The sequence below is a fragment of the Bradyrhizobium sp. SZCCHNR1017 genome, from assembly GCF_032381375.1.
Classification (GTDB): Bacteria; Pseudomonadota; Alphaproteobacteria; order Rhizobiales; family Xanthobacteraceae; genus Bradyrhizobium.
Window position 1 is genome coordinate 1 of the sequence record NZ_JAUHIR010000016.1, and the last position, 22,889, is coordinate 22,889.

The following is a 22,889-nucleotide window of genomic DNA, read 5'->3' on the forward strand; positions in this document are numbered from 1 at the left end:
ATAATATCAAGCAGAGGAGACGATCATGTCGGAGCAGAAGGCGGAGAAGCGCCCGATTACTCCCGGCAAGATAAAAGCGGCTCGCCGGTTGAACAGCAAGCCATTGACATGGCTTGCGTTCAACCGTGCCGTTCGGTCGGAGCGCGTGCCGCGCTCGCAGTTTCTGCGAACTGAATCAATGCGATCTGTGGCACTCATCGTAGTACAGCGGGCTCAAGCGTAGAGTATCGAAAGTCTCTTAAATCCCTCGCTTGAAACAAGGCCAAGCGTGATCAGGACCTGCTTGAACCGGCCGTATTCCCGTGCAATTTCTTGGCCGTCGTAGAAGGCTCTTTGTCTTGCAAAGAGAGCTCCCGGTTTCTTTGCACCCTTTGGACAGGCCACCGTTCCTCTCAACCACGATTCGAAAATCGTTCGAATGCGGTCAGGCGCTGCAGCCGCGGCTCGAGATCGCGGAGATAAACCTCGTCTCTAAGATACGCGACCTCGGCTTCGATGGAGGACTCTTGCACGTTGACGTACCACGGCTTCGGCCGTCCATCCGTACCGTCGGACCACCGATAGCCGCGCTTCTTCAGGGAATCCTTGAGGCCGAAGGGAGACTGCTCCGCCCACACCCTAATGATCGGCTTGCGCGCGGTCTGGAGCAAGGCAGCCAACGCCGGCGCGCCTGTCGTGGGCAGGACGAAATCCAGGACCTCAAGCAGAGCGTGGCAGTCGTCGACTGCGCGATGGGCCTGGTGGAAGAATCCGGCGCCGTGCAGAAGGTAACCCAGCTGGGCGCCGGCGAAGCCGTGCGAGCGCCAGTCGACCTCGGTCGCGCTGCAGCCCCAGGCCTTACGCTCGAAAATCGGCCAGTAGCGCTCGGCGAACCGACGGTCGAAGGCCGCGTTGTGGGCGATGACGATGGCCGCGCCGGCGACGAACGCCGATACCGCGTCCGGATCGATACGCTGTCCGGCGACCATCTCGTCGGTGATGCCGGTGAGCGCCGTCACCTCGGCGGAGATGGGGCGGCTGGGTTCATGGAAGGCGGAGAAGACGCTCCTGACGCCGACGATGCGACCTTCCCGGATGTAGTCGAATGACAGCATGCCGAGTTCGATGATCTCGTCCCGGGAGTGGGTCGAGGCCGGTGGTCTTGGTGTCCAGCAGGACGGCCGTCCTGACCTCCTCTCCGATGGCGGCAGGGGAGGGGGCCCGGGGGACAAGCCTGCGCAGCACCCGGTAATCGGGCGATTGGGCGAGGGCATCTGCCATGGCCGCCAAGTCGGCAGCCTCGTCAAAATGGTGTCGGTGGAATCGCGGCGCGGCAGTCATGACGCGCCACCATACCCAAGCAAATGACCACCAGGTATCGGAGCAAGGCGATTCACGGCCATTTTCGGCCCACCTCGAGCCTCGCCAGGCAGTGCGAAGAGGATCACTTGGTTTCCCGATATTGATCAGCGGCCATGTCGGAACCCGGCGCCGTCATTCGTCTTAATTCCGGACCGTTGAAACCGGAGTTCCGCGTACATGGCCCCCCGCGCCAATTGGAAAGGCTTCCTGCGCCTGTCGCTCGTCACGTGTCCGGTGGCTCTCTACCCGGCCACGTCCGAGTCCGAGAAGATCAGCTTCAACCAGCTAAACCGGACGACCGGCCATCGGATCAAGTACGTCAAGGTCGATGCCGACACCGGCGAAGAGGTTCCCAACGAGGACATCGTCAAGGGCTATGAGCTCGAGAAGGGCCAGTACATCGAGGTCTCGAAGGAAGAGCTTGAGGAGATCGCCCTGGAGTCCACGCGTACCATCGAGATCGACGAGTTCGTCGACAAGGCCGACATCGACCCGCGCTATCTGATCCGCCCCTACTATCTGCGCCCCGACGGCAAGGTCGGCCATGACGCCTTTGCGGTGATCCGCGAGACCATCCGAGAGATGAACAAGGTCGCGATCGGCCGGATTGTGCTCATGAACCGCGAGCACATCATCGCGCTCGAGCCGATGGACAAGGGCCTGGTCGGCACCCTCCTGCGGTATCCTTATGAGGTGCGGTCGGAGCAGGAGTATTTCGACGATATCCAGGACGTGAAGATCACGAAGGACATGCTGGACCTCGCCCGGCACATCGTGAACCAGAAGGCAGGGACGTTCGCGCCGGAGAAGTTCGAGGACCACTATGAGACCGCGCTGATCGACCTGATCAATCAGAAGCGTGCGGGCAAGACGATCCGCCCGAAGGATCGGCCGAAGGGCGAGAACGTGGTCGATCTGATGGAGGCGCTGCGCCGTTCGGTCGGGCAGCAAACGCAGCCCTCGGATGCGAGCAAGCCCGCGAAGAAGCGGAAGAAGGCTGCCGCTGGCCAGAAGGAGATGCTGATGCCGATCGCCGGCAAGAAGGCTGCCGCCAAGGAGGCGCCGGCGAAAAAGCCACCCGCCGGCCGCCAGCGGAAGTCGGCTTGAAGCATCCTGTGACTCCGGACGGGCGCTGCTTCGTCGTTAAAGGGCGCCTTTGGCGGATGGCCGATCCTCGCCTCAGGGAGACCGAGCGCTCCCTGCTGACCCCGGCAGCTGATGTCGGCCAGGCGCGCCGTTCGAGCCGCCAAGGCGGCGGAGGATCCGAAGGCTGAAGCCGCGGCGCACCGCGCCGTGGACCAAGCCAAGAGAGCGCTGGGGAGCGGGGGCCCGTCTGGTGGACGGACGGCTCGCCCGATCTGAACCGCCATATGGCAAGGAACACGCCCTACGCCGCATGGTACGTTGAGGCCTTACATTCGTGCAGGTAACCTCCCGTGCCACGTAAGCTGAAAACCTATCAGACCTCGCTCGGCTTCTACGATCTCGCGATCGCCGCGCCGTCCATGAAGGCGGCGCTTGAGGCATGGGGCGCCGGCAGCAATCTCTTCCACCAAGGGGCCGCCAGGGAGACTGAGGATCCGGCCGTGGTCGCCGCTACCATGGCAAAGCCAGGCGTGGTCCTGAAGCGCCCAGCCGGATCGAGCGGCCGCTTCGCGGAGCAAGCTGGTATGCCAGACCTAGATGATGACTCCGGCGGTGCGAGGAGAAGGCGCCGTCTCGAACCGAAACGGAAAGTGGCACCCGAGATCAGCGCGGAGGACAAGCGCAAGGCCGCCGTGGAGTTCGAGCGCGAGCAGAAGAGACGCGAGGCCGAGCGCCGCAGGGAAGAGGCAGCGCGGGAGAAAGAGCGGGCCAGACGTGAAAAGCTGATCGTCAAAGCGCAGGCGGCGCTGGAGGCAGGACAGCGGCAGTACGAAGAACGAAGGGAAGCTCTCGACGCGGAGCGGCTTGAGCTGGAGAAAAGAATCGAGGCCGAAGAGACGCGATGGGAGAGCGAACGGAGAAAGCTCAACGAAGCGCTGCGCCAGTCGAGGGATTAGGTCTCCACGCTTTATTCCCGGCGGCCTCAGGGCAGCATTCGTCCAGCAGCCGAGCATGAGTCGAATTAACTATGACAGCGGGGACCGTGTCCGACAGATTGTCCCTTCCTAGTCCTCGCGAGGAAAGTGTAATAGGCTGTTAACTATCGATTTTTCATCAGATTTGATTGCGGTGCAGTATGCGCGCTGCTGTTGTCATCTCATGCTGCTTTTTGGCTCTCTCTTCCGCAATTGCGCGAGAGGTAAAGGGCGTTCCGCAAATTGTTGACGCGGACACCGTTTACGAGGGGACCGTCAAGATTCGACTTCTTGGGATCGACGCGCCTGAGACGGACCAGGTTTGCCTCGACGCGGGTGGTAAGGCTTGGGATTGCGGCATTGTGGCCAGACAACAGCTGAGAGCCTTTGCGCGCGAGCAATCCTGGAACTGCGAACTGACCGGCCAGGACGTCTATAGGCGGCATCTTGGGTCCTGCACAGTTTCTGGTCAGGATGTCTCACGTTGGCTAGTGAGAAACGGCTGGGCGCTGGCGTTTCGACGCTACTCGACGGCCTACGTTGCGGACGAAGATTTCGCCCGAGAACAGAAGCGCGGCCTCTGGAGCGGCGCTTTTGTAGCTCCCTGGGAGTGGAGGCATCGCAGCAACAATACCGTGATCCTTGGCGCGGTCGCCGTACCCGCGCAGGCGCAACGGATACTGATGGCGCCGGCTACTGTGGCCGAGCCGCCTTCGCCCGCTTGTGTCATCAAGGGCAATCTTAAAGGTGCTCATGAATGCATCTATCACGTGCCCGGAGGACGGTTCTACGATCGGCTGTCGATGGATCGAAGCTCGTCTCGTCGTTGGTTTTGCTCGGTAGCGGATGCTGAAGCCGCTGGCTGTCGCAAGTCCAAGCTCTAGATCCAGATTGAGATCCTTATGAAACCCACCGGCACACGTCAGTCAGCGATCGCACGCATTTTGGGCTTCCTGAGCCAACCCGTTCATCACTATCAACCGGCGACGAACATCTTTCTCGATCTCAATGTCGACCGCATAGCCGATGAGCTCCAGCTCGTCGAACACGGGAGAGAACGGGGAGCGCAAAACCATCCTGCTTCAGATGTACAGACGCTCGACGATATCGAGCATCAGATCATTGAAAGAATCGAGAGGCACAAGCAGGACTCCCACTCGATATACCTTGATCACCTGCACACCTATGATGAACGCGTCACGGCACTCAGCTTCGAGGAGCGCTTCGCGACTATTCAGCAGGCCGCACCCGAGGCCGTAGGTGATTTCAGGGCCGAGGCGACCGTCGGCCGAGATGAGCTGTTTGCCTTACGGCGTCGGCTCAATGAATCTGAAATCGAACGGGAGCGCTTTCGCACCCGTCATCGGATAGAACGGCCCGCCAGGCTAGCTAGCCTGGGGAAAGTCATTCTGAAGATCGGCATCCTAGCAATTTTGTTCGTTACCGAAGTGGTGGTGAACGGCAGCTTTCTTGCCAATGCAAACATAGGCGGTCTGCTAGGAGGGTTGGTCCAGGCGGTGGTATTCGCTGCCTTGAACATCCTTGCGAGCTTCCTCTGCGGTATGGTGCTCATACGTCTGGTCAACCAGCGAAGTTACTTCCTGAAGCTGCTCGGCGTCTTATCGTGTGTCGGCTATCTTGCTTTTGCCGTCGTACTAAACTTGACCCTTGCCCACCTGCGCGAGATTCCACCGACGATCAGCGGCGACGTCGGCCAAGAGGTGCTCCACCGTCTCCAAACCGCACCGTATATGCTCACCGACATCAATTCGTGGGTATTCTTCAGCGTCGGCTTTATTTTTTCTCTGGTCGCGATGGCCGACGGCTTGATGTTCTTTGACCCCTACATGGGGTATGCTGGCCTAGAACGTCGATGGCTAGACGCGAGCAAGCAGTTTTCGCGTGTCCGGAGTGAATTAATCGATCGACTACGCGACATTCGCGAGGACTGCACCGACGCCATGAACAATGCGGCGAGGGACCTCTCCGTTCGACGTGGGGAATACGATTCGCTGCTTCAAGGTAGGGGGCGCCTCGCCCAGCGCTTTACTCAGCACCAGAACCAGACAGAGCAAGCTGGCCGTGCCTTGCTTGAGATCTATCGCGAAGCCAACCGACGGGCACGTTCTACACCGCCCCCGAGCACCTTTTCGCGCAGCTATACTATGGAGCGCATCATCTACGCCGGCGGTGAACCGGATTCAACGGCTAGGGAACACCTGCGGAAGATGATCGCCGAAACCCAGGAGCTTCTAAACCAGCAGATCAAAGCCATTCATGAGGCCTTCGACGATGCCGTAAAGACATATCGTGAGATCGACGAGCTGCTGCCGGAGAAGAAGAGTGGCTAAGAGGCGCCCCAAACGGCAGAGCGCGTCCGGCATCGGTTGGGCCGGCATCGGCGGGATCTTGCTGATTTTGGTCGCAGTCGCATGTGTCGCTGCCCTAGCTTATTTCTATTTATCGACACCCAAGCGACCCGCTCTCGATGCGCAAAGCCTGTGCCCCCTTGATGGTCCGCACGGTATCAACGTGGTCTTGGTCGATACGTCCGACGACTTGCCCGAGGCGACGCGGCGGGAGGTGCAAGTGATCCTCGACGACCTAGTCGCGACTCTTCCCCCGTTTTACAGGCTTGATATCCGGGTGCTCGATATCGTGCGCGGCCGCAGTCGTTCGTTGTTTTCAAAGTGCAATCCGGGTGACGGTGCGGGCCTCAGCGAATGGACCGATAATCCCAGAATTGCTCGGCTGCGTTGGATAGAGAACTTCCGTAAGCCGGCATCTGAGGCAGTGAAGAACAGCATAGCCTCGGCCAAAGCTGCCAGTTCACCGCTCATGGCAGCGATCCAAGATATTGCCATTGATGAGTTTTCGGGTGCGGCCAATCAAAACGCAAAGAAAGCTCTGATAGTGATCTCCGACATGATCGAGTATACGCGAGACTATAGCCAGTACCCGTCTGCCGGTGATCTTACATTCCAGCGCTACAAACAATCACCAGCCTACATGAAGTATCGCACCGAATTGCATGGCGCTGCAGTATCAATCCGGTATGTCACGCGCCAGCCGAAGGGGCAGCCCCTGCTCAATGACATCAAGCACGCCGAGTTCTGGATTCAATGGATGAAGGACAATGGCGCGTCCTCAGTTGACGTCAAACGACTGCAGGGAGCCTAGGCATGGCTGTTCAAAACAATCTTCGAATTACACCAGGGTTGGCCAGCGGCCTGCTATTCTTCTCGGTGGTGGCGCTGGGTAGCGGATATATTGCTATCTCCAAGATGTATGGCTGGCCGGCGCTCTACGTCACCTCTGTTCCAGTTCTTATCATGATCGGATACGCGCTGATCCTAGGAATCGCGCGGCTCTTTCGCCTGCGGGACGACCAGTCGGGCGATAATCTCTATTATATGGGGTTCCTGTTCACGCTGACGAGCCTTGCCGTTTCGCTTTATCAATTCAGGGCTGAGGGGGCCGCCGAGCAGATCGTTCAGAACTTTGGTATTGCCATCGCATCGACGATCGCCGGCATCACACTCCGTATCTTCTTCAATCAGATGCGGCGAGATCCGATTGAAGTGGAAGCGACCGCCCGACTGGAGTTGGCAGATGCTTCGCGAAAAGTGAAGCGTGAGCTTGAAAGCACGGTTTTGGAATTTGGGTACTTCCGACGCATGACTCAGCAGTCGATTACAGAGGCGTTGGACGAGATAAACGAAACGCTAGGCACTGCGAGCGATAAGCTCGCGACCGAGATCCGGACTTTCGCGCAAACGGCCGGAAAACCTCTGGAAGAAGCCTCCCAGAAGTCTGGCAAAACTCTCGACGCCCTGAACGAAAAGGTTGTCGATACTCTCGAAACGGTTTCGGCCCGCCTCGTAAATGAGTCCGACCAGCTTTCGCGAAGTACGGCTAGTATCGTAAAGGCGATTGACGGCCTCGCGGCCAAGCTCGCATCGATGCAAATGCCTGAGCAGATCATTGAGATAAAGCTCGCGCCGGTCGTTTCCGGGTTAACAAAGGCAATCAACTCATTCAGTAAGAGTGCCGAGGTTCAAGCCAGGACGATTGATTCGAGCCTCCGCCAAACGCAGGCCATGGGTGCCGCTATTGATCGCCTCGTGCAGACTGTTCAGGCTGCAGAGGCTGCGCGCCCAGCCGCTGGACCTTGGGGGTCCAGTAATCGTGCGCCCTAGCCGCTGAAAGGTTGCAAGCATGGCTATGGATGGAGAGATCATTCAGCAGCGCTCGTCGTATCGACAGGGCCTTGTGCTCGGACTGACGATGGCTGAGATTATGCTGCTGTTGGTATTCTGTCTCCTCATCGCGATGGCCACCTTCTTGAAGCGCGAACAAGACAAGCGCTTAGCTGCCGAGCAGCAGCTGCAGCGGCAAGTCACGCAGAACCAGCGTGATCGAGACGTGGTGGCCTCGCTACGGGAGAATACAGCGGTCGCGGAGAAGCTTAAGAATTTTTCGGGCCTGACCGATCCCGCAGAGATCGATAAGTATTGGCGCGAGCTGGTCGACAGCCAAACGGCGATGGCCGATCTTGAGCGGAGTGGGGTATCGATCAAGGAGATTCGAAGTCGGATCGCCGATCTGGAGAAGCTGAAAGCAAGCGGCTTAGATATCGAAAAGGCTCTCAAGAATGCCGAGACAGTCAACGCAATTAATCGGGCGATGTCAAAGTCAGGTCAGCCTCCACCCTCGACGACCGCGATTCTGGAGAAACTCGAACGTGGATCAGCCGAGACTCCCGGAGCAGGGCCGAGTGGCCACCAGTGGCCGCCGATCATTACACTGAGTGACGCAGCGGGTTATTCATTCAAGAGCGGCAGCGCGGAGCTTTCACAGAAACTGATGGATGCGCTGACCGGCAAAACGCCTGAGGAGATCTTGGCATACATCAAAAAGTACGACGTGGATGTTATTGAAGTCGTTGGCCACACCGACGAACAGCCACTTGGCGTTCGGCCAACGAATTTGGACCGCGATCTCCCTTCCGTCCTCAAAGGCACCTCAAACATTTCGACGTTGGTTCCTGCCGACAACGCCGGCCTCGGGCTGGCGAGGGCGGTTTCTGTTGTAAGCGTGCTCCGACAGAGCCAACTGTTGGCGCCTTACAAGCTCCTGCCACTATCGGGCGCCCAATTGGTCAACACGGACGAGACGTTGTCGATCGAAGGGGCTCCACGTGATGATCCGCAGCGCCGGCGCATAGAGATCCGATTGCGGAAATCGGTGCCTCGAGAGATAACGTCAACCATTCCGCTAGAGCCAGCCATTACAACGCCAGTGCCCATGCCAAGGTCGAGACCTGTTCAGAAGCCGCAACCTCTATCGCTCACACCGGCACCTAAGCCGGTCCGAGCTCCCTTATGGACACCTGGAAACTGACCGTTGGCTGCCTTAAGGGCTGGGCTCTTAGACTGTGCCCGGAGCCGGTTCGCCATTTCCGCCCAGTCTGCATCATCCGCGTCCGTCCAAAGATCCCTGCGCTTACGAATCCGACGAGTCGCCGGTCCCTCTACTTCGTGTCGGATCGGATGACGCATGGCTGTCAATCGGCGTTCAAATATTGCGGGCCGAATGACATCGTCAGCATCGAAATTCACTCCATCACCATGAATCCTTCCGCTCGCCTCCTCGTTCCGTGCGGCTAGCGAGCCGCAGGGATTCGAATCTGGCGATGCTGACCCTGGGGCGGGGCTGACAATTTGGGGGCGGGCCTCTCTCGGGCAGGTTGAAACGCATTGAGGCGGACTTAGAAGCACAGCTGCTTGGTGCGCCTTGGCGAAATTGCGGATCTATAGGTCCATGGTAGGATCCCAGCGGAGCACGGGAAGCGACCGGTGAATACCAAAGGCTCGGCGCAGGGATCCAAGGGGACTGACTGGACAGCCGAGCAGGTTGCCATCGTGGTCGCAAACTACTTCGTGCTTCTCGAGAAGGAGCGCGCCGGCGAGAAGCTCAACAAGGCCGAATTATACCGTAGATTGGCGCCAGACATGGGCCGCTCCGAGAAATCGATCGAATGGAAACTTCGAAACGTATCCGCGGTCCTGGACGAGCTTGGGATCGCCTGGGTCTCTGGGCTGGTGCCCGCCCATAATTACCAGGACTCTCTAGTGGAGGCCGTAGAGATCCAGTTAGGGCGACATCCGAAGGTTCTTACTAGCCCGACCTCGGTGGCGCCGCGTTTTACGCCGGCGGGAGCGCCTGTGTTGGTCCCACCACCTGCCTTCCTCAATTCGGACCTGCAGGACCGTCATCCGGCGCTGCAGCGCCTGGTCCGGAAATACGACCCAGCAGTGAGGGACGAGTTCAACCGCTCCCTAGGGCGCGCCGGCGAGGAAATGGTGTTCAAGTTCGAATTTGATCGACTCTGCCGGGCTGGCCGGCGCGATCTCGCAAAGGAAATGGATTGGCCCGCAGATCGCGGTGAAGACCATCGAGGCTACGACGTGCGAACCTTCGAATCGGACGGCGAGGAGCGGCTGCTCGAGATCAAAACCACAAACGGGCACGCGCGGACTCGCTTCTGGTTGTCGCGTACCCAGTACGAAGTTGCGGCTCAGAACCCGTCGACTTACCGCGTCCGGAGAGTCTTCCATTTTCAGAACGGTGCTCAGATGTTTGACATCAAGCCACCGCTCCACGCCAGTCTAGAACTCATCCCGGACAAGTACGCGGCGGTGCCCCGGTAGACTATGTCGCGGTTCGGCATGCCCAGACCATGTGGTCAGCCTTGCCCAAGCAGATTGCCATGAGATATCCGCGATTCAGGCGATTCACGGCCATTCGGAGAAAGTCCGTTGGCTCAGGTCGGCTGGCGTTCGGGTCTACTCCGTGGACGCAGGGCCAAGGGGCCAACGCGACAGGTCCATCCCGAGATGCAGGTCCAGCTCATCGAGGACCTCCTTGATCTCGTTGAGCGACTTGCGTCCGAAGTTCGGTGACGTGATCAGGTCGGTTTCGGTCCTCTGCACCAGCTGTCCGATGTAGACGATCCCACCGTTCGTCAGGCAATTCGAGGTCCTCACGGACAGTTCTAGTTCATCGACGAGCGATAAAAACTTCGCCGCCTCGACTGCCCGAGCCTCGACGTCGGCTGGCGGCCACCCAGCGGGCCCTTCGCCTATCGACAGCCCCATCGAGGCCAGGAGCTCGACGATTTCGGTGAGAACCTTGCGGCGGAAACCGGGGATGCGCAGGAGATCCGTCTCGCTCCGCGAGATCAGATCACCTACGTAGCGCACACCCGCATTCTTCAAACAATTGTAGGCCAGAACGGACAATTCCAGCAGATCGAGGTCCTTGAGTAGGTGGATCGTCGGCGGGAGCCCGACCGGGGGCGGCGGTGGGCAGCGGGGCGGAGGGGGCGGGGTCCAGCCAAATTCGTATCCGCTCGATCGCGGATAACTGATGGCGCCACCGCGCTCAGACTCGTTCAGCAGGCTCTCGACAGCTTCGAGCGCGAGGCCGAACCTACAGCTGACCATCTCCCGTCCTTTTTGCCAGTGCCCCTCCTTGTCGTACTTCCGGAGCACCCGGTATCGGCGGAGGATTCTGCGCGCGTCGTGTTCGACCCGCCCTCCCTCCGACACCTCGACGTAGTAGAGCAGGCGCCAGTCGTCGATGCTGCCGTACCGGTCCCTCCGGAGCCGTTTTTCCTGGGCGCCGATGTTGATTGTCGTGCCTATCTTCAGGATACGATGCGCGAGAGACCCGGCGATGTAGACGTAGCCGGGCGCGTAGTACCGATCTCGGAAGTTGTCCGACCAATCCATCGGCTTCCCTCGATAAGCCGGCAATTGCCTATTTTATCACCACCGTGCTGCGAGACCTGAAGAGTTCGTCGAACATCTGATCCGCGCCCCACGCCTGCGCGGACGTATATGCAAGCTTGCGCTTTTCGTCGGAACTAAGCGGTATGGAGCCGGGTTTATAGCCAAGATCGTGTTCCGCTTCGGACCAGGCGTGTTGGAAAAGCGTCTTAATCTGGAGTTCGAAGAAGTCGGGCAGCATGGACTTGTCTAGGAAGTCGCCCTTGACGTCGCTCGGCAGCACCAGAACGTAATGCCTTCCGAAGTAGCCGAACTCCCACTCGGATTCCGGAATCCTATCGCGGTACTCGATGAGCTTGAAGTAGCTCTTGACGATTCCGTCCAGCCGCTCGACGTCGGCTTTGAAGAAAACGATGATCCGGGCGCCGATCTGGTCCTGTATTTGAGCCAGCGGCTCGGAGTATTTTTGCTTTCCGTTCGCCAGCGCCTGTGCCTTCTTGAGGAAGCTGGCCGGATCCTTCGCACGCGCCGTCACGCGATCGATCCGTGGCTCTGCCTTGAGGAGGTCGGCGAGATGTTCGCGCAACGCGGTCGCCGCGGGTTTGAGCGCGTTTTCGTAGCGGCCGCCATATTCTGTTGCGAGCGCGTCACCGCACTGTCTTGAGCTTTTCATCGATCACTTGGCCTCTTGTAACGAACCTGATCTCGTCTTTTGAACCTTCGACCGGCTCCTGTTCGAACACCTCGTCGAATTTCTCAGTGTCGGCAGTGAGCAGCGCGCCGTTGCTGAGCTCGACCGACTTGAATGCGACGAGGCTCTTGTACGTGCCGATGTCGAACTGGAAGACTTCCTGTGCGGCAGCGGAGGACTTTAGCTCATTCTTGATTGCGCTCTTAGCGGCGTCAGAAAGACCCAGTCGTTCTCCAAAATCGTCGATGTTCAGCCGTTGTCCGGCCAGACCGCTCGCGAGTGTTCCGGCCGCAGTCAGCTCCTGTTTGACGTCCAACGGGGCCCTCTTGGCAGCGTCCCGGAGCGCTATCGCGAGGCGGCGCGTACCCATTGCCGGTGTCGTGGTGAAGTCTGAGAGGAGAAAATCATTGATCCAGTAGTTTGACGGTTCGCCGGATAGCGTGTTGAGCTGCTTGTCGATCGCGCGTCCGAACCAAAAGCCGCCCTGTAGCGACGAGTGCTGGTAGAGAACCGCCTTGTAGGAGGTCCTACTCTTCATGAAAACGCGTTCCAGGAATTGGACGGACAGCGCGCCCGGCGTTTCGTCAACGTAGATCGCGCTATCGGTAGGGAAGCGAGAAAGGACGATCTTATGATCGCGTCCCTCCTTGCCCGCGATCAGGAAAAGCAGGCCCAAGCCCGAACGGCCATCGCTGTACTCGGCGAGCCGCTCTGCGATTTTGCGACCCTTCGGAAGATCTGGCTTGCTCAGATACGACACCAGCAGATCTCTGAAGTCGTTCTGCTGCCTACCGTCAGCGGCGGGGCTGAAAGTAATATCGACGTTGCACTCTGTGTCCGCTTTTGTGTACACGCCGCTCAGAAGGTCGAACATTCCTCCGGTCAGAGAAACCGTTGTACCTACGATTTTTGTCTTTCCCGATCCTTTTCCGGGATGCACAAGAAACGTATGGATGTGCTGTACAGCCAAATCTCCCCCCAACCCCTGATCCAGGATTCTCCCTTTTTGACGTCGATTATAGCTACGCAGCGTCAGCGAGCACAACTGAGACTAGCTTAGGGCGTATTCACGCCACTCGGGCGGGAGCGGACAGCAAACCTAGTCCTGGAAGATGTTAGGTCCCTCCGGCCGCATCCTCCTTTGGGCCGGTCGCCACGATCCGCAGCGCGCCATCCGGTAGCGGCCGCTGCAGCATCTTGGCCTTATCCCAGGGAGCGCGCATCCAGACGCCGTATTCCTCGGGCGTGGTCAGGATCACTGGCACGGCCTTAGGGTGAACGGTGCCGACCTCAGCCTTTGGCTCGCAGGTCAGAAGCCGTAGCCGCCGCTGATCGCCTGGTCGATGGCCGGTGACGGATCGGCCGGACCGCCGTTGGCCCACATGCGTTCGTTCCAGCTCTCGCAGAGAAGCTTGTCGGCCTTCCGGATCAGCGCCTCCCCTTGAGCACGTGCTTCGGCGGCCTGCTCGGTCAGAATCGTTGTCATGAATCGCGCCCGGCCGAGCTCCTTCTGCAGCGCCTTGCGGTCGCCTCCGCTGAGCGGAGTGGGGTGACGTTTAGGCGCCATTTGGACGTGGTCAATCGAAAGACGGCCAGCAGCCGTCCTCTTCGTAGCGCCCAGTCCTACGGGTGCACGTGTCGTCCAGGAGGCGTTGCCCGATCTCCCGCCAGACCGCCTCCGCACCGTAAAGGCGGAGGGCGTCCGCCTTTTGGATCTCGACGGTTCGGCCGCACCGTCGGCATTCAACCCGCAGCACGTGGCCGGGCACTTGACTGAGCCGCAGTAGGCGCTCGGAGGTGCCGGGGCCGGCTAGTCCACCGTCGGCCGCCGCGGCCTCTAGGAGGGCTTGCCAGTATTCGTCAGGCAAATCGTCTCCCGGATCCAGCCCGCGCACGGGAAGGGTCTTCCTGCCAACGCCGCGGGCCATATCCTCCATCTGTTTCCGTGTCGGCATGCGCCAGCTGGCGGGGCGGTCGATCATGGCAGAATGAGAACATAGCGCGAACTTGGAGTCGAGTCCTCCTATGCGGACATCTATTGAAATGGCACCTGTTGTCGTCCGAGTTCGGCCGCGTCGTTTGGGTGACGGTCCTGAAAGGCCTTGCAGAACAACGATGCCATTCTTTCCCAAATGGATTCTTACTTCGCTGATTTCGTTGGCTTTTTGCGCTTCCCTAGGGAGCGCCATTCCCCGGCGCTCGACCCTTCATCTCCGACCTGCACCCGCGGCTCCTCAGCCTCGCGGCGCGCTGTCGCGTCCGAGCTTTGCTCATCAAGGCACCCTTTCAAAAGAAGGGCGCAGGGAAGGCCGGGTGCAGGCCGCACCCATGGCCCGCCTGCAGAAAGAAAAGCAGGCGGCAGTCACCACAGGATTGGCCGAACATCCGGCCTTCCCTGCGCGATGGGTTGAACGGCTGCTCCGTGCTCTCCCAGGGGACCGGGCTTGCTTGCCCCCGTCATCGACGTCGTCGCCGACCAAGACACCAGCGTCGGGGTGTCGGGACCACACGGCTTGACCGTCCGCCCAGGGTTCGTTCGTCCGCACGCGAAACGCGCACTGCGACCCCAGGCGGCCACCGCATCTCCCGCTCCACGGTCCGTGACGATCGCGAAACGCCCCTTCTGTGAGCAGGAGACGGCGGGAAGCATCGATCTGATTTGCCCGACGACACAAGGCCGAAGTTGCCCGACGGAATGCGGCAAACTGGCATGACGGGCAGTTTGGGCAGGTGGGAGATTTCTTTGGAGCGGCTCGGAAACTCCGATCGGAGATAGTTGCTCTCGCTGATTCCCCTTTGGCTGGGTACATCACGGCTAAGCATCTTTCCACGAATGAGGTATTTGGCCAGTTGCCCGCAGGCTTCTCACTCAGCTATGCGTCATAAAGCAGGGGGATTCCGAATCAATGGCATCGCAAATTAATAGTGGCAGTGATCTTGGGTTCGAAGCGGAGTTATTCAAGGCCGCGGACAAGCTTCGCGGGAACCTTGAACCATCGGAATACAAGCATGTCGCGCTTGGCCTGATATTCCTGAAATACATCTCCGAGGCATTCGAGCATCATCGCGCCAAGCTGTCGCAGGAGGAGTTCGCCGACCCCGAAGATCCTGAAGAATATCTCGCGTCAAACGTCTTCTGGGTACCACCGGAAGCGCGGTGGGAGAACTTGCAGGCCAACGCAAAGCGCCCGCAGATCACCTTTATCGATGTTGCCACCGGCAGGGAGCGCGTGGGCGACATCGGCAACCTGATCGACAACGCGATGGATTCCATCGAGCGCGCCAACGCCTCTGTGCTGAAGGACGTGCTGCCCAAGGAGTACGGTCGCCCGCAGCTCGACAAGACCATGTTAGGTGAGCTGATCGACCTGTTTTCCAAGGTCGGGATGCATAGTGCGGACGGCAAGTCGAAGGACTTGCTCGGCCGGGCCTATGAGTATTTCATCAGCCAGTTTGCTGGCGCGGAAGGCCGGCGCGGCGGCGAGTTTTTCACGCCCCGTTCGGTCGTCCAGACTATCGTCGAGATGTTGGAGCCGCACAATGGTCGCGTGTACGATCCGGCTTGCGGATCGGGCGGGATGTTCGTGCAGTCCGAACGATTCGTCGAGAATCATCAGGGCCGCCGCAGCGACATCGCCATCTATGGGCAGGAGCGTAACCACACCACGTGGAAGCTCTGCAAGATGAACTTGGCCGTTCGCGGCATCGATGCGGATATCAGGTGGAACAACGAAGGCTCTTTCCTCAACGACGCCTTTCCCACGCTGAAGTTTGATTATGCGATGGCAAACCCACCCTTCAACATTTCGGACTGGTGGCAGCCCCAGCTTGAAGACGATGTCCGCTGGAAATACGGCACACCGCCTGCGAGCAACGCCAACTTCGCTTGGCTTCAGCATATCATTCACCACCTTGCTCCGCGCGGCACTGCGGGCGTCGTCCTGGCCAACGGATCGATGTCATCCCAGCAATCGGGCGAAGGCGAAATCCGCAAGGCCATGATCGAGGGCGACGTTGTTGATTGCATGGTCGCGCTGCCGGGTCAGCTATTCTATTCTACCCAGATTCCCGCCTGCCTTTGGTTTCTGGCCCGTGACAAGAGCGCGAACGGGCACCGTGACCGGTGCGGCGAAATCCTGTTCATCGATGCCCGCAATCTGGGCCATATGGTGGACCGCACCCGCCGTGAGTTTTCTGAAAGCGATATTGGCACGATCACCGAAGTTTATCACCGCTGGAGGGCGAAGCCGGAAGCGGGACTTGGCGAGTATCAAGATATCACAGGATTTTGCAGGTCAGCTTCTTTGGAGGAGGTCCGAGAGCTCGGTTATGTTCTCACTCCAGGGCGATACGTCGGAATCCAAGATTTTGTCGATGACGGTATCTCGTTCGAGCAACGTATTAGTGTACTTCGTTCAAAGATGTTCGATCTCATGGAGGATGCGCGGGCGCTTGATGAGAAAATTGCCGATGCTTTTGGTGGGCTGACTGGAAATGAGTAATTGGTCGAGCGGGCCGCTGGATAGCTATCTAGAGCGGATTACGTATGGATTCACCAACCCAATGCCGACAACGAGTGTCGGCCCCTTCATGCTTACAGCGAAAGATATCAACTTTGGCCGCATCTTGTATGAGCAGGCGCGACGCACATCTTGGGAAGCCTACAATACGCTTCTTACTGCCAAAAGCCGGCCAAAGGTCGGCGACGTATTAGTCACCAAAGACGGGACGCTTGGTAGGATTGCCGTTGTAGACAGAGATGATGTTTGTATCAATCAGTCTGTCGCACTTTTGAGGCCATCAAACAGAATCAGGCCGCAGTTCCTAAAATACTTACTGGAAGAGCCAAATAACTTCGCAAAAATGCTGGGCGACGCCGATGGCTCGACTATTAAGCACATTTACGTCACTCGACTTGCGAAAATGGAAGTGTCGGTTCCAGAAGTCTGTGTCCAAGATCAAATCCTGGATGTCCTTTTCTCGTTAGACCGAAAGATTTCTTTGAATCGACAGACAACTGAGACGCTGGAGAGTATAGCGCAGGCGATCTTTCGGGATTGGTTTGTCGACTTCGGCCCGATACAGCGCAAGCTAGCTGGCGTCACAGATCCAGTGGCGATTATGGGCGGCCTGAACACAGACCCGATCCGCGCCGCCGAGCTTTCTGCTCTGTTCCCCGCCGTCTTCGGCGCGGAAGGCTTGCCGATCGGGTGGGATAAAGAGTCGCTTTTGGATCAGGCGCATTGGGTTAATGGTGCCGCATACAAGAACATGCACTTCGTACAGAAGGGGCTCGGCTTACCGGTCGTCAAGATCGCTGAGCTAAAAGCGGGCATCACTAATCAAACGAGGTTTACGAATACGGATCTTGGGCAAAAATATCGGATTAGTGACGGCGAGCTACTGTTTTCGTGGTCCGGAAATCCTGACACTTCGATCGACGCGTTCATTTGGACCGGCGGTGAGGCTTGGCTGAATCAGCATATTTTCGCGGTGCGAGAGAACGGAAAGATGGACAGGTCAGCATTGTACACCTTGCTGAAATGGCTAATGCCGCAGTTTTCGGAGCTTGCACGAAACAAACAAACGACGGGTCTTGGTCATGTGACAAAGGACGATATGAAGCGCCTTTTGATCACGAAGCCAACTCCGCCGGTTGCTGCCGCGTTCGCGGCCTTTGTCGGGCCGATCTTTGACCGACTCGTTGCGACGCTCCTTCAAAACGTCACTCTCGCTGCAACCCGCGACTATCTGCTGCCCATACTAATGTCTGGTGCAGTGCGCGTCGCCCAAAAAGCTGAAATCGACTAATGGACGTGGCCCCTTATTTCCGGTCGTTGCCGCTGTTTCCGGCCTATGCCTTTGGAGACGAGCGTATCGATGGGCTCGTTCCTGCCTGCCGGGTTGAAAGCTGGGAAAAGTTCATTGAAGCGATGCGTTCGCCGGATCATAATCGGGCAAAAGCAGAAATCATCTATCGTGGACAGCGCGGGCATAACTGGCATCTGTCCTCTACTCTTGCACGACTTTTTGATGGCGGATCGGTCCCCCCTCAACACGAAGCCAGCTTGCTGGGTCAGTTTCGTCTCGCCATGCGCGGGCGCGGTCTGGATGTTAGTGGCTTGGATGAGCAGGAAATTTGGGCCTTCGGTCAGCATCACGGCCTGCGAACTCCGCTGATCGACTGGACTAAATCGCCCTATGTCGCGCTGTTCTTCGCTTTCGATGAGCCGGACCTCGAAGGCGTGGACAATCCCTCGCGCGCGGTCTTCTGCCTGAATATGACCGCCATTCGTGCTGATGAGAGCCTTTCCGAGATCATTTTCGAACCAACTCATCACGAAAATGCGCGGCTGGTCAATCAGGCGGGGTTGTTCACTATCACGCCCAGCGGTAGAGACAATCTCGTGTCCGCAATCTTGAATGAATTGATCGAAAACGAAGTAATCGATCCCAGCGACCCTATGGACGTGTCTCGATTTATCGCGAAAATCCACATCCCAAATGAACATCGCGTTGAGTGTCTGAACACGTTACGCAAGATGAATATTCATCATGCCAATCTTTTTCCTGATCCAGGCGGCGCATCGAAATACTGCAATGATTGGTTGGCGCGGGTGATCGAGGAAGAGAGACACGGCGAATTGGAAGCCCAGGTGCTTGAACAGCGCCGACTCCGAACGCAGGCTGAAGATCATGAACAGCAGCGCAAAGATGTTTCAGCGCCGCTAGATTCACAATTGATAACAGCAGGTGAAATTTCCGCAGAAGTCATAACCCAGCTTTTGCAAAATATGTTGGGGCCAGGCGACAAATTTTCTGCAGATTTGCTGACTGGCTGGGCGCCAAAGATCATCAACCTGTATGAGCGCGTTGCGGGGCTCGATTGGCCAGAACGTGATGCTGTGCGGGCGAACCTCAAGCTCGAATTTCGCAAGTTCTTGTTGAGCAACAGTGTCAACAAGTCGGTTGCGGAGGCATGCGCGCTGCAATTGTTGGATTTATTCGAATCAAACTGGCGGAAAGTTAATAACCGGCCCCACCAGTAGAAGTATGCTGGGCCTTCGGGAGGCGCCCCTTGACCATTACCGAAGACATTGTTGAGCTGGCGGCGCTGGAAACGTTGCGAGAGCTTGGATGGTCCTACGTCCATGGTTCAGTGATTGCTCCCGATGGAATTGCTCCAGAGCGTCGATCCTTTGGGGATGTTATCCTGACAAGCAGGCTGGAAGTTGCGATCGCTCGGATCAACCCCGATGCACCGGAAGCTGCTCGAGAGGAGGCCCTGCGCCGCGTGTTAACCGGCGAGTTGCCCTCTTTAGTCGAGGAAAACCGACGCATCCACAAGCTGCTGACCGATGGCATCGATGTCGAATATCGCGCCGACAGTGGCAAGACTGCCGCCACCAAGATTTGGCTGATCGACCTTGACCACCCCGACGCGAACGACTGGCTGGCTATAAACCAGTTCGTCGTCGTGCAGAACCGCGCCAGTCGTCGCCCGGACGTCGTGTTGTTCGTCAACGGCATGCCGCTGGCCGTGGTGGAACTGAAGAACGCCGCTGCGCAGAACGCGACGATTGCCGACGCCTACAATCAATTGCAGACCTACCTCCACCAGATCCCCGCCTTGTTCAACACCAACGCCATTCTGGTGACATCAGACGGCATGGAGGCGCGCATCGGTTCCATCACTGCCAATGCCGAACGCTTCATGCCCTGGCGGACCGTGGACGGCAAAGATTTCGCTCACCGAGGCACGCCCGAGCTGGAAACCCTGCTGCGCGGCGTGTTCACACGTGAGAACCTGCTGGCCCTAATCCGCGATTTCATCGTGTTCGGCGACAAGGGCGAAGGGTCGTTCAAGATCATCGCCGGCTATCATCAGTTCCACGGCGCGCAGAAGGCCGTGCGGCAGGCGGTGGAAGCCTCGCGGCCTGACGGCGACCGCAAGATCGGCGTGATCTGGCACACGCAGGGTTCAGGCAAGAGCCTGTTGATGGCGTTCTTCGCTGGGCTGGCTGTGAAGTCGCAGGCGCTCGAAAACCCGACGCTCGTCGTGCTGACCGACCGAAACGATCTCGACGATCAGCTTTTCAGCACCTTCGGCCTGTGCCGCGACCTGATCCGCCAGAAGCCGGAGCAGGCGGACAGCCGCGCCGACCTCAAGCGGCTGCTTGACAAGGCAGCAGGCGGCGTGGTGTTCACCACTGTCCAGAAGTTTTCGCCGGAGAAGGGCGAAGAAAGCTTCCCGCTGCTGTCCGACCGGCGCAACATCATCGTGATCGCGGATGAAGCGCACCGTAGCCAATACGGTTTCGAGGCACGGCTCAACCGGGAAACGGGCCTGAGGCGCTATGGCTATGCTCACTATATCCGACAGGCCATGCCGAACGCATCGTTCATCGGCTTTACCGGCACCCCGATTGAAGCAGCAGATATCAACACGCCCGCGATCTTCGGTGAATACATCGACATCTACGACATCAGCCGTGCGGTGGAAGACGGCGCGACCGTGCCGATTTTCTATGAAAGCCGCCTGGCCCGGATCGTACTGAGCGAAGACGAAAAGCCGCTGATCGACAGCGAGATCGAGGCGCTGGTCGAGGATGAATCGCTGACCGAGGCGGAAAAGCTCAAGGCAAGATGGTCAGCCGTCGAAGCCTTGGTGGGGTCTGAAAAGCGGTTGTCGCAGGTGGCGGAGGACATGGTCGCGCACCTTGAAGCGCGCATCGAGGCGATGAATGGCAAGGCGATGGCCGTCTGCATGAGCCGCAGAATCTGCGTCTCCCTTTATGACCGCATCATCGCCTTGCGGCCGGACTGGCACTCGACCGACGATGCCGAAGGTGCAGTCAAGATCGTGATGACCGGCTCAGCGTCAGACCCGCTCGAATGGCAGCAACATATCGGATCAAAGAAGCGCCGCGACGACCTGGCAAAGCGTGCGCGTAGTCCCGATGATCCGCTTCGCCTGGTCATCGTTTGCGATATGTGGCTGACCGGATTTGATGCACCTTGCATGAACACCATGTATATCGACAAGCCGATGCGCGGACACGGGCTTATGCAAGCAATTGCCCGTGTGAATCGTGTTTTTAAGGACAAGCCCGGCGGTCTGGTGGTCGATTACATCGGCGTTGCGCAGAATCTTCGCAACGCGCTCAGCCAATACACCGATTCCGACCGCGATAAGACTGGAATCGACGAATCCGCAGCCGTCGCCGCGATGATGGAACGGTACGAGACCATCCGAGACCTATTCCATGGCTTTGATTATCGCCTCGGTATCAACGGCCAACCACGCCAACGCCTGATCTGCCTTGGCGGAGCTATCGACTGGGTTCTGAAGTGGCAGGAAGCTCAGGCAGCACGGCAGAAGACCGATGAGGAAAAGAAGCGAGCGCACCGCCGCTTCATGGACATGGTGCTCGAACTATCAAAAGCCTACGCTCTTGCTTCTGCGAGCGATGAGGCTCGTACCATTCGCGATGAGGTCGGCTTCTTCCAGGCAATCCGGGCAGCGCTGGCCAAGACCACGGCGACCGGAAAGATCAGCGAAAAAGACCGGGCTTTCGCCGTTCAGCAACTCATTGATCGTGCCGTTGCGTCTTCCGAGATTATCGATATCCTAAAAGTGGCAGGCTTCCAGTCCCCGGACATTTCAATCTTGTCCGACGAATTCCTCTTGGAAGTCGGCAAGATGGAGAAGAAGAACCTAGCGCTGGAAGCGTTGAAGAAGCTGCTCAATGGCGAAATCGTTAGCCGCGCAAAGAGCAATCTGGTTGAAAGCAAAGCGTTTTCCAGCAGGTTGGAGGAGGCGGTCGCCCGCTACCATGCGGGGGCTATTTCAGCCGCAGAGATGATTCAAGAACTGATCGAACTCGCCAAGGACATGAAAGCGTCTCGCGCGCGTGGCGAAGAGATGGGCCTCAGCGAGGAAGAGGTTGCGTTCTACATGGCGCTTGCGGAAAACGAGAGCGCGGTGGAAGCCATGGGCAACGACAAACTGCGTGTCATCGCCCATGAGCTGCTGGAGCAGTTGCGCAGCAACGTCACCGTCGATTGGCATCAGCGCGAAAGCGCTCGCGCCCGTATGCGCGTCTTGGTGAAACGCATACTTAAAAAATACGGTTATCCGCCAGACCTTGCGGATGAGGCGGTACAGACCGTTCTTGCCCAAGCGGAGATTTTGCTAAGAACTCTCTAATTGAATATCGCTACCGCAACCTCACTACCAACCCCAGCGGCCCCCGAAACCCGAACCCGTGCCACCGCACGCCCGCCGCATCCACCAGCTCCATCTTCGGAAACCGCTCGAACAGCATCGGCAGCAATATCGCGCCGACGGTGCGGCGGGAGAGGTGGGCGCCGGCGCAGTGGTGGGGGCCGTTGCCGAAGGCGTGGTGGGGGTTAGGACCGCGCAGCGCGTTGGTGCTCTCGCCGTCGGTGAACAGCTCTTCGTCGCGGTTGGCGCAGGCCTGGATGGTCATCACGGTGTCGCCCTTCGGGATCGGGCAGCCGCGGATCTCGGTGTCCTCCATCACGAGGCGTGAGCTCGCCTGGATCGGCGCCACCCACCGCACCCTTCCTCGAACGCGGAGCGCCACTTGTCCTGCGCGCGGACGGCGGCGAGCTGCTCCGGGTTGGTGAGCAGGCCGTAGAGGATCGTCAGCAGCGCGTCGCACGGCTCGTTGATGCCGCGGCAGCGGCCTCCGCACAGGAATGTGCAAGACGGGACGTTCGCGTTTCGAGACCGCCGCTACGGCGTCCAGTTCGCCGGGCCGAGCAGGGTCGGAGGAATGAGCGCGCCGGTCATGGCGTGGACGAAGTGAAATCTCGTGCAGGCCGGGCAGCTCACGGTCTCGAAGGTCACGGTCTCGAAACGACAGTCGTCCTTCGGCTGGTGAAGGATGGCATCGACCTCGGACCCGGTCTGGGGGCAGCGAAATGTGATCGGACAATCCATCATCCCATCTCCGGTGCAGACTCGAAAGTTGGGTC

The 22,889-nt window shown here is 58.7% G+C and carries 15 protein-coding genes and 7 pseudogenes; 13 read left to right on the forward strand and 9 right to left on the reverse strand.

The annotated features are described in order from the left end of the window. Window positions 1-392: 392 nt before the first annotated feature. Window positions 393-1,320, reverse strand: a pseudogene (locus QW863_RS29160) (3'-5' exonuclease). 198 nt (window positions 1,321-1,518) lie between these two features. Here QW863_RS29160 and QW863_RS29165 point away from each other — a divergent pair. The 9 genes and pseudogenes from QW863_RS29165 (at window position 1,519) to QW863_RS29205 (ending at window position 10,114) form a co-directional block, all read left to right on the forward strand. After that, entirely contained in the window at window positions 1,519-2,448 is a 930-nt protein-coding gene (locus QW863_RS29165) for a Ku protein (RefSeq protein WP_315769468.1), read from the forward strand. A 56-nt stretch (window positions 2,449-2,504) separates the two neighbouring features. Next, window positions 2,505-2,771: pseudogene (locus QW863_RS29170) on the forward strand (hypothetical protein). A gap of 6 nt (window positions 2,772-2,777) precedes the next feature. Then, the gene (locus tag QW863_RS29175) at window positions 2,778-3,383 is read left to right on the forward strand and encodes a cell envelope biogenesis protein TolA (RefSeq protein ID WP_315769471.1); all 606 of its coding nucleotides are present in this window, start codon (window positions 2,778-2,780) and stop codon (window positions 3,381-3,383) included. 179 nt (window positions 3,384-3,562) lie between these two features. Next, entirely contained in the window at window positions 3,563-4,285 is a 723-nt protein-coding gene (locus tag QW863_RS29180; RefSeq protein ID WP_315769474.1) for a thermonuclease family protein, read from the forward strand. A gap of 18 nt (window positions 4,286-4,303) precedes the next feature. Beyond that, window positions 4,304-5,752, forward strand: a complete 1,449-nt coding sequence (locus tag QW863_RS29185; RefSeq protein WP_315769477.1) for a hypothetical protein — start codon at window positions 4,304-4,306, stop codon at window positions 5,750-5,752. Then, window positions 5,745-6,581: a hypothetical protein gene (locus tag QW863_RS29190; RefSeq protein ID WP_315769479.1), complete on the forward strand. Its 837-nt coding sequence runs from the start codon at window positions 5,745-5,747 to the stop codon at window positions 6,579-6,581. The genes QW863_RS29185 and QW863_RS29190 overlap by 8 nt, the downstream gene beginning before the upstream one ends. Window positions 6,582-6,583: 2 nt before the next feature. Continuing rightward, window positions 6,584-7,600, forward strand: coding sequence for a hypothetical protein (locus tag QW863_RS29195; RefSeq protein WP_315769481.1), 1,017 nt, complete (start codon window positions 6,584-6,586; stop codon window positions 7,598-7,600). A gap of 19 nt (window positions 7,601-7,619) precedes the next feature. Continuing rightward, entirely contained in the window at window positions 7,620-8,804 is a 1,185-nt protein-coding gene (locus tag QW863_RS29200) for a hypothetical protein (protein ID WP_315769483.1), read from the forward strand. Between the two features lie 455 nt (window positions 8,805-9,259). Continuing rightward, window positions 9,260-10,114 carry a DUF3883 domain-containing protein gene (locus QW863_RS29205; RefSeq protein ID WP_315769486.1) on the forward strand — a complete coding sequence of 285 codons (855 nt, stop codon included), beginning with the start codon at window positions 9,260-9,262 and terminating at the stop codon, window positions 10,112-10,114. A gap of 135 nt (window positions 10,115-10,249) precedes the next feature. Here QW863_RS29205 and QW863_RS36045 read toward each other — a convergent pair. From QW863_RS36045 to QW863_RS29230, 6 genes and pseudogenes are all read right to left on the reverse strand, one after another. Continuing rightward, a pseudogene (locus QW863_RS36045) lies at window positions 10,250-10,480 on the reverse strand (DNA-directed RNA polymerase subunit alpha C-terminal domain-containing protein); the annotation flags it as partial. 96 nt (window positions 10,481-10,576) lie between these two features. Next, window positions 10,577-11,197, reverse strand: a pseudogene (locus tag QW863_RS29210) (DNA-directed RNA polymerase subunit alpha C-terminal domain-containing protein); the annotation flags it as partial. A 28-nt stretch (window positions 11,198-11,225) separates the two neighbouring features. Next, entirely contained in the window at window positions 11,226-11,867 is a 642-nt protein-coding gene (locus QW863_RS29215; protein ID WP_315769490.1) for a RelA/SpoT domain-containing protein, read from the reverse strand. Then, entirely contained in the window at window positions 11,842-12,759 is a 918-nt protein-coding gene (locus QW863_RS29220) for a hypothetical protein (protein ID WP_315769493.1), read from the reverse strand. Before QW863_RS29220 ends, QW863_RS29215 begins: the two co-directional genes overlap by 26 nt. A gap of 241 nt (window positions 12,760-13,000) precedes the next feature. Continuing rightward, window positions 13,001-13,198, reverse strand: a pseudogene (locus QW863_RS29225) (SOS response-associated peptidase); the annotation flags it as partial. Between the two features lie 5 nt (window positions 13,199-13,203). Continuing rightward, a pseudogene (locus tag QW863_RS29230) lies at window positions 13,204-13,452 on the reverse strand (hypothetical protein); the annotation flags it as partial. A 1,339-nt stretch (window positions 13,453-14,791) separates the two neighbouring features. Here QW863_RS29230 and QW863_RS29235 point away from each other — a divergent pair. The 4 genes from QW863_RS29235 to QW863_RS29250 all read left to right on the forward strand — a co-directional run bounded on the left by QW863_RS29235 (window position 14,792) and on the right by QW863_RS29250 (window position 22,095). Then, a complete protein-coding gene (locus QW863_RS29235) occupies window positions 14,792-16,387 on the forward strand; it encodes a class I SAM-dependent DNA methyltransferase (protein ID WP_315717614.1) in 1,596 nt (531 codons plus the stop codon). 61 nt (window positions 16,388-16,448) lie between these two features. Next, window positions 16,449-17,696 (forward strand): restriction endonuclease subunit S, encoded by a 1,248-nt coding sequence (locus tag QW863_RS29240; protein ID WP_315717613.1) that lies wholly within the window; start codon window positions 16,449-16,451, stop codon window positions 17,694-17,696. Further along, complete coding sequence (locus QW863_RS29245; protein WP_315729373.1) at window positions 17,696-18,934, forward strand: FRG domain-containing protein; 1,239 nt, start codon at window positions 17,696-17,698, stop codon at window positions 18,932-18,934. Before QW863_RS29240 ends, QW863_RS29245 begins: the two co-directional genes overlap by 1 nt. A gap of 29 nt (window positions 18,935-18,963) precedes the next feature. Beyond that, window positions 18,964-22,095, forward strand: a complete 3,132-nt coding sequence (locus QW863_RS29250; protein ID WP_315717611.1) for a type I restriction endonuclease subunit R — start codon at window positions 18,964-18,966, stop codon at window positions 22,093-22,095. 10 nt (window positions 22,096-22,105) lie between these two features. On the opposite strand, the pseudogene QW863_RS29255 reads toward QW863_RS29250, so the two are convergent. Both QW863_RS29255 and QW863_RS29260 read right to left on the reverse strand, forming a co-directional pair. Further along, window positions 22,106-22,587, reverse strand: a pseudogene (locus QW863_RS29255) (cytochrome P450); the annotation flags it as partial. Window positions 22,588-22,647: 60 nt separating this feature from the next. After that, window positions 22,648-22,854, reverse strand: coding sequence for a hypothetical protein (locus tag QW863_RS29260; protein WP_315717610.1), 207 nt, complete (start codon window positions 22,852-22,854; stop codon window positions 22,648-22,650). Window positions 22,855-22,889 lie beyond the last annotated feature (35 nt).

What these genes read in the sequence shown, in the direction of transcription:
- QW863_RS29180 (WP_315769474.1), top strand. Translation starts at nt 3,563, where the DNA reads ATGCGCGCTGCTGTTGTCATCTCATGCTGCTTTTTGGCTCTCTCTTCC.
- QW863_RS29215 (WP_315769490.1), bottom strand. Translation starts at nt 11,867, where the DNA reads ATGAAAAGCTCAAGACAGTGCGGTGACGCGCTCGCAACAGAATATGGC.
- QW863_RS29200 (WP_315769483.1), top strand. Translation starts at nt 7,620, where the DNA reads ATGGCTATGGATGGAGAGATCATTCAGCAGCGCTCGTCGTATCGACAG.
- QW863_RS29220 (WP_315769493.1), bottom strand. Translation starts at nt 12,759, where the DNA reads ATGTTCGACCTTCTGAGCGGCGTGTACACAAAAGCGGACACAGAGTGC.
- QW863_RS29195 (WP_315769481.1), top strand. Translation starts at nt 6,584, where the DNA reads ATGGCTGTTCAAAACAATCTTCGAATTACACCAGGGTTGGCCAGCGGC.
- QW863_RS29185 (WP_315769477.1), top strand. Translation starts at nt 4,304, where the DNA reads ATGAAACCCACCGGCACACGTCAGTCAGCGATCGCACGCATTTTGGGC.
- QW863_RS29260 (WP_315717610.1), bottom strand. Translation starts at nt 22,854, where the DNA reads ATGGATTGTCCGATCACATTTCGCTGCCCCCAGACCGGGTCCGAGGTC.
- QW863_RS29165 (WP_315769468.1), top strand. Translation starts at nt 1,519, where the DNA reads ATGGCCCCCCGCGCCAATTGGAAAGGCTTCCTGCGCCTGTCGCTCGTC.
- QW863_RS29240 (WP_315717613.1), top strand. Translation starts at nt 16,449, where the DNA reads ATGCCGACAACGAGTGTCGGCCCCTTCATGCTTACAGCGAAAGATATC.
- QW863_RS29235 (WP_315717614.1), top strand. Translation starts at nt 14,792, where the DNA reads ATGGCATCGCAAATTAATAGTGGCAGTGATCTTGGGTTCGAAGCGGAG.
- QW863_RS29245 (WP_315729373.1), top strand. Translation starts at nt 17,696, where the DNA reads ATGGACGTGGCCCCTTATTTCCGGTCGTTGCCGCTGTTTCCGGCCTAT.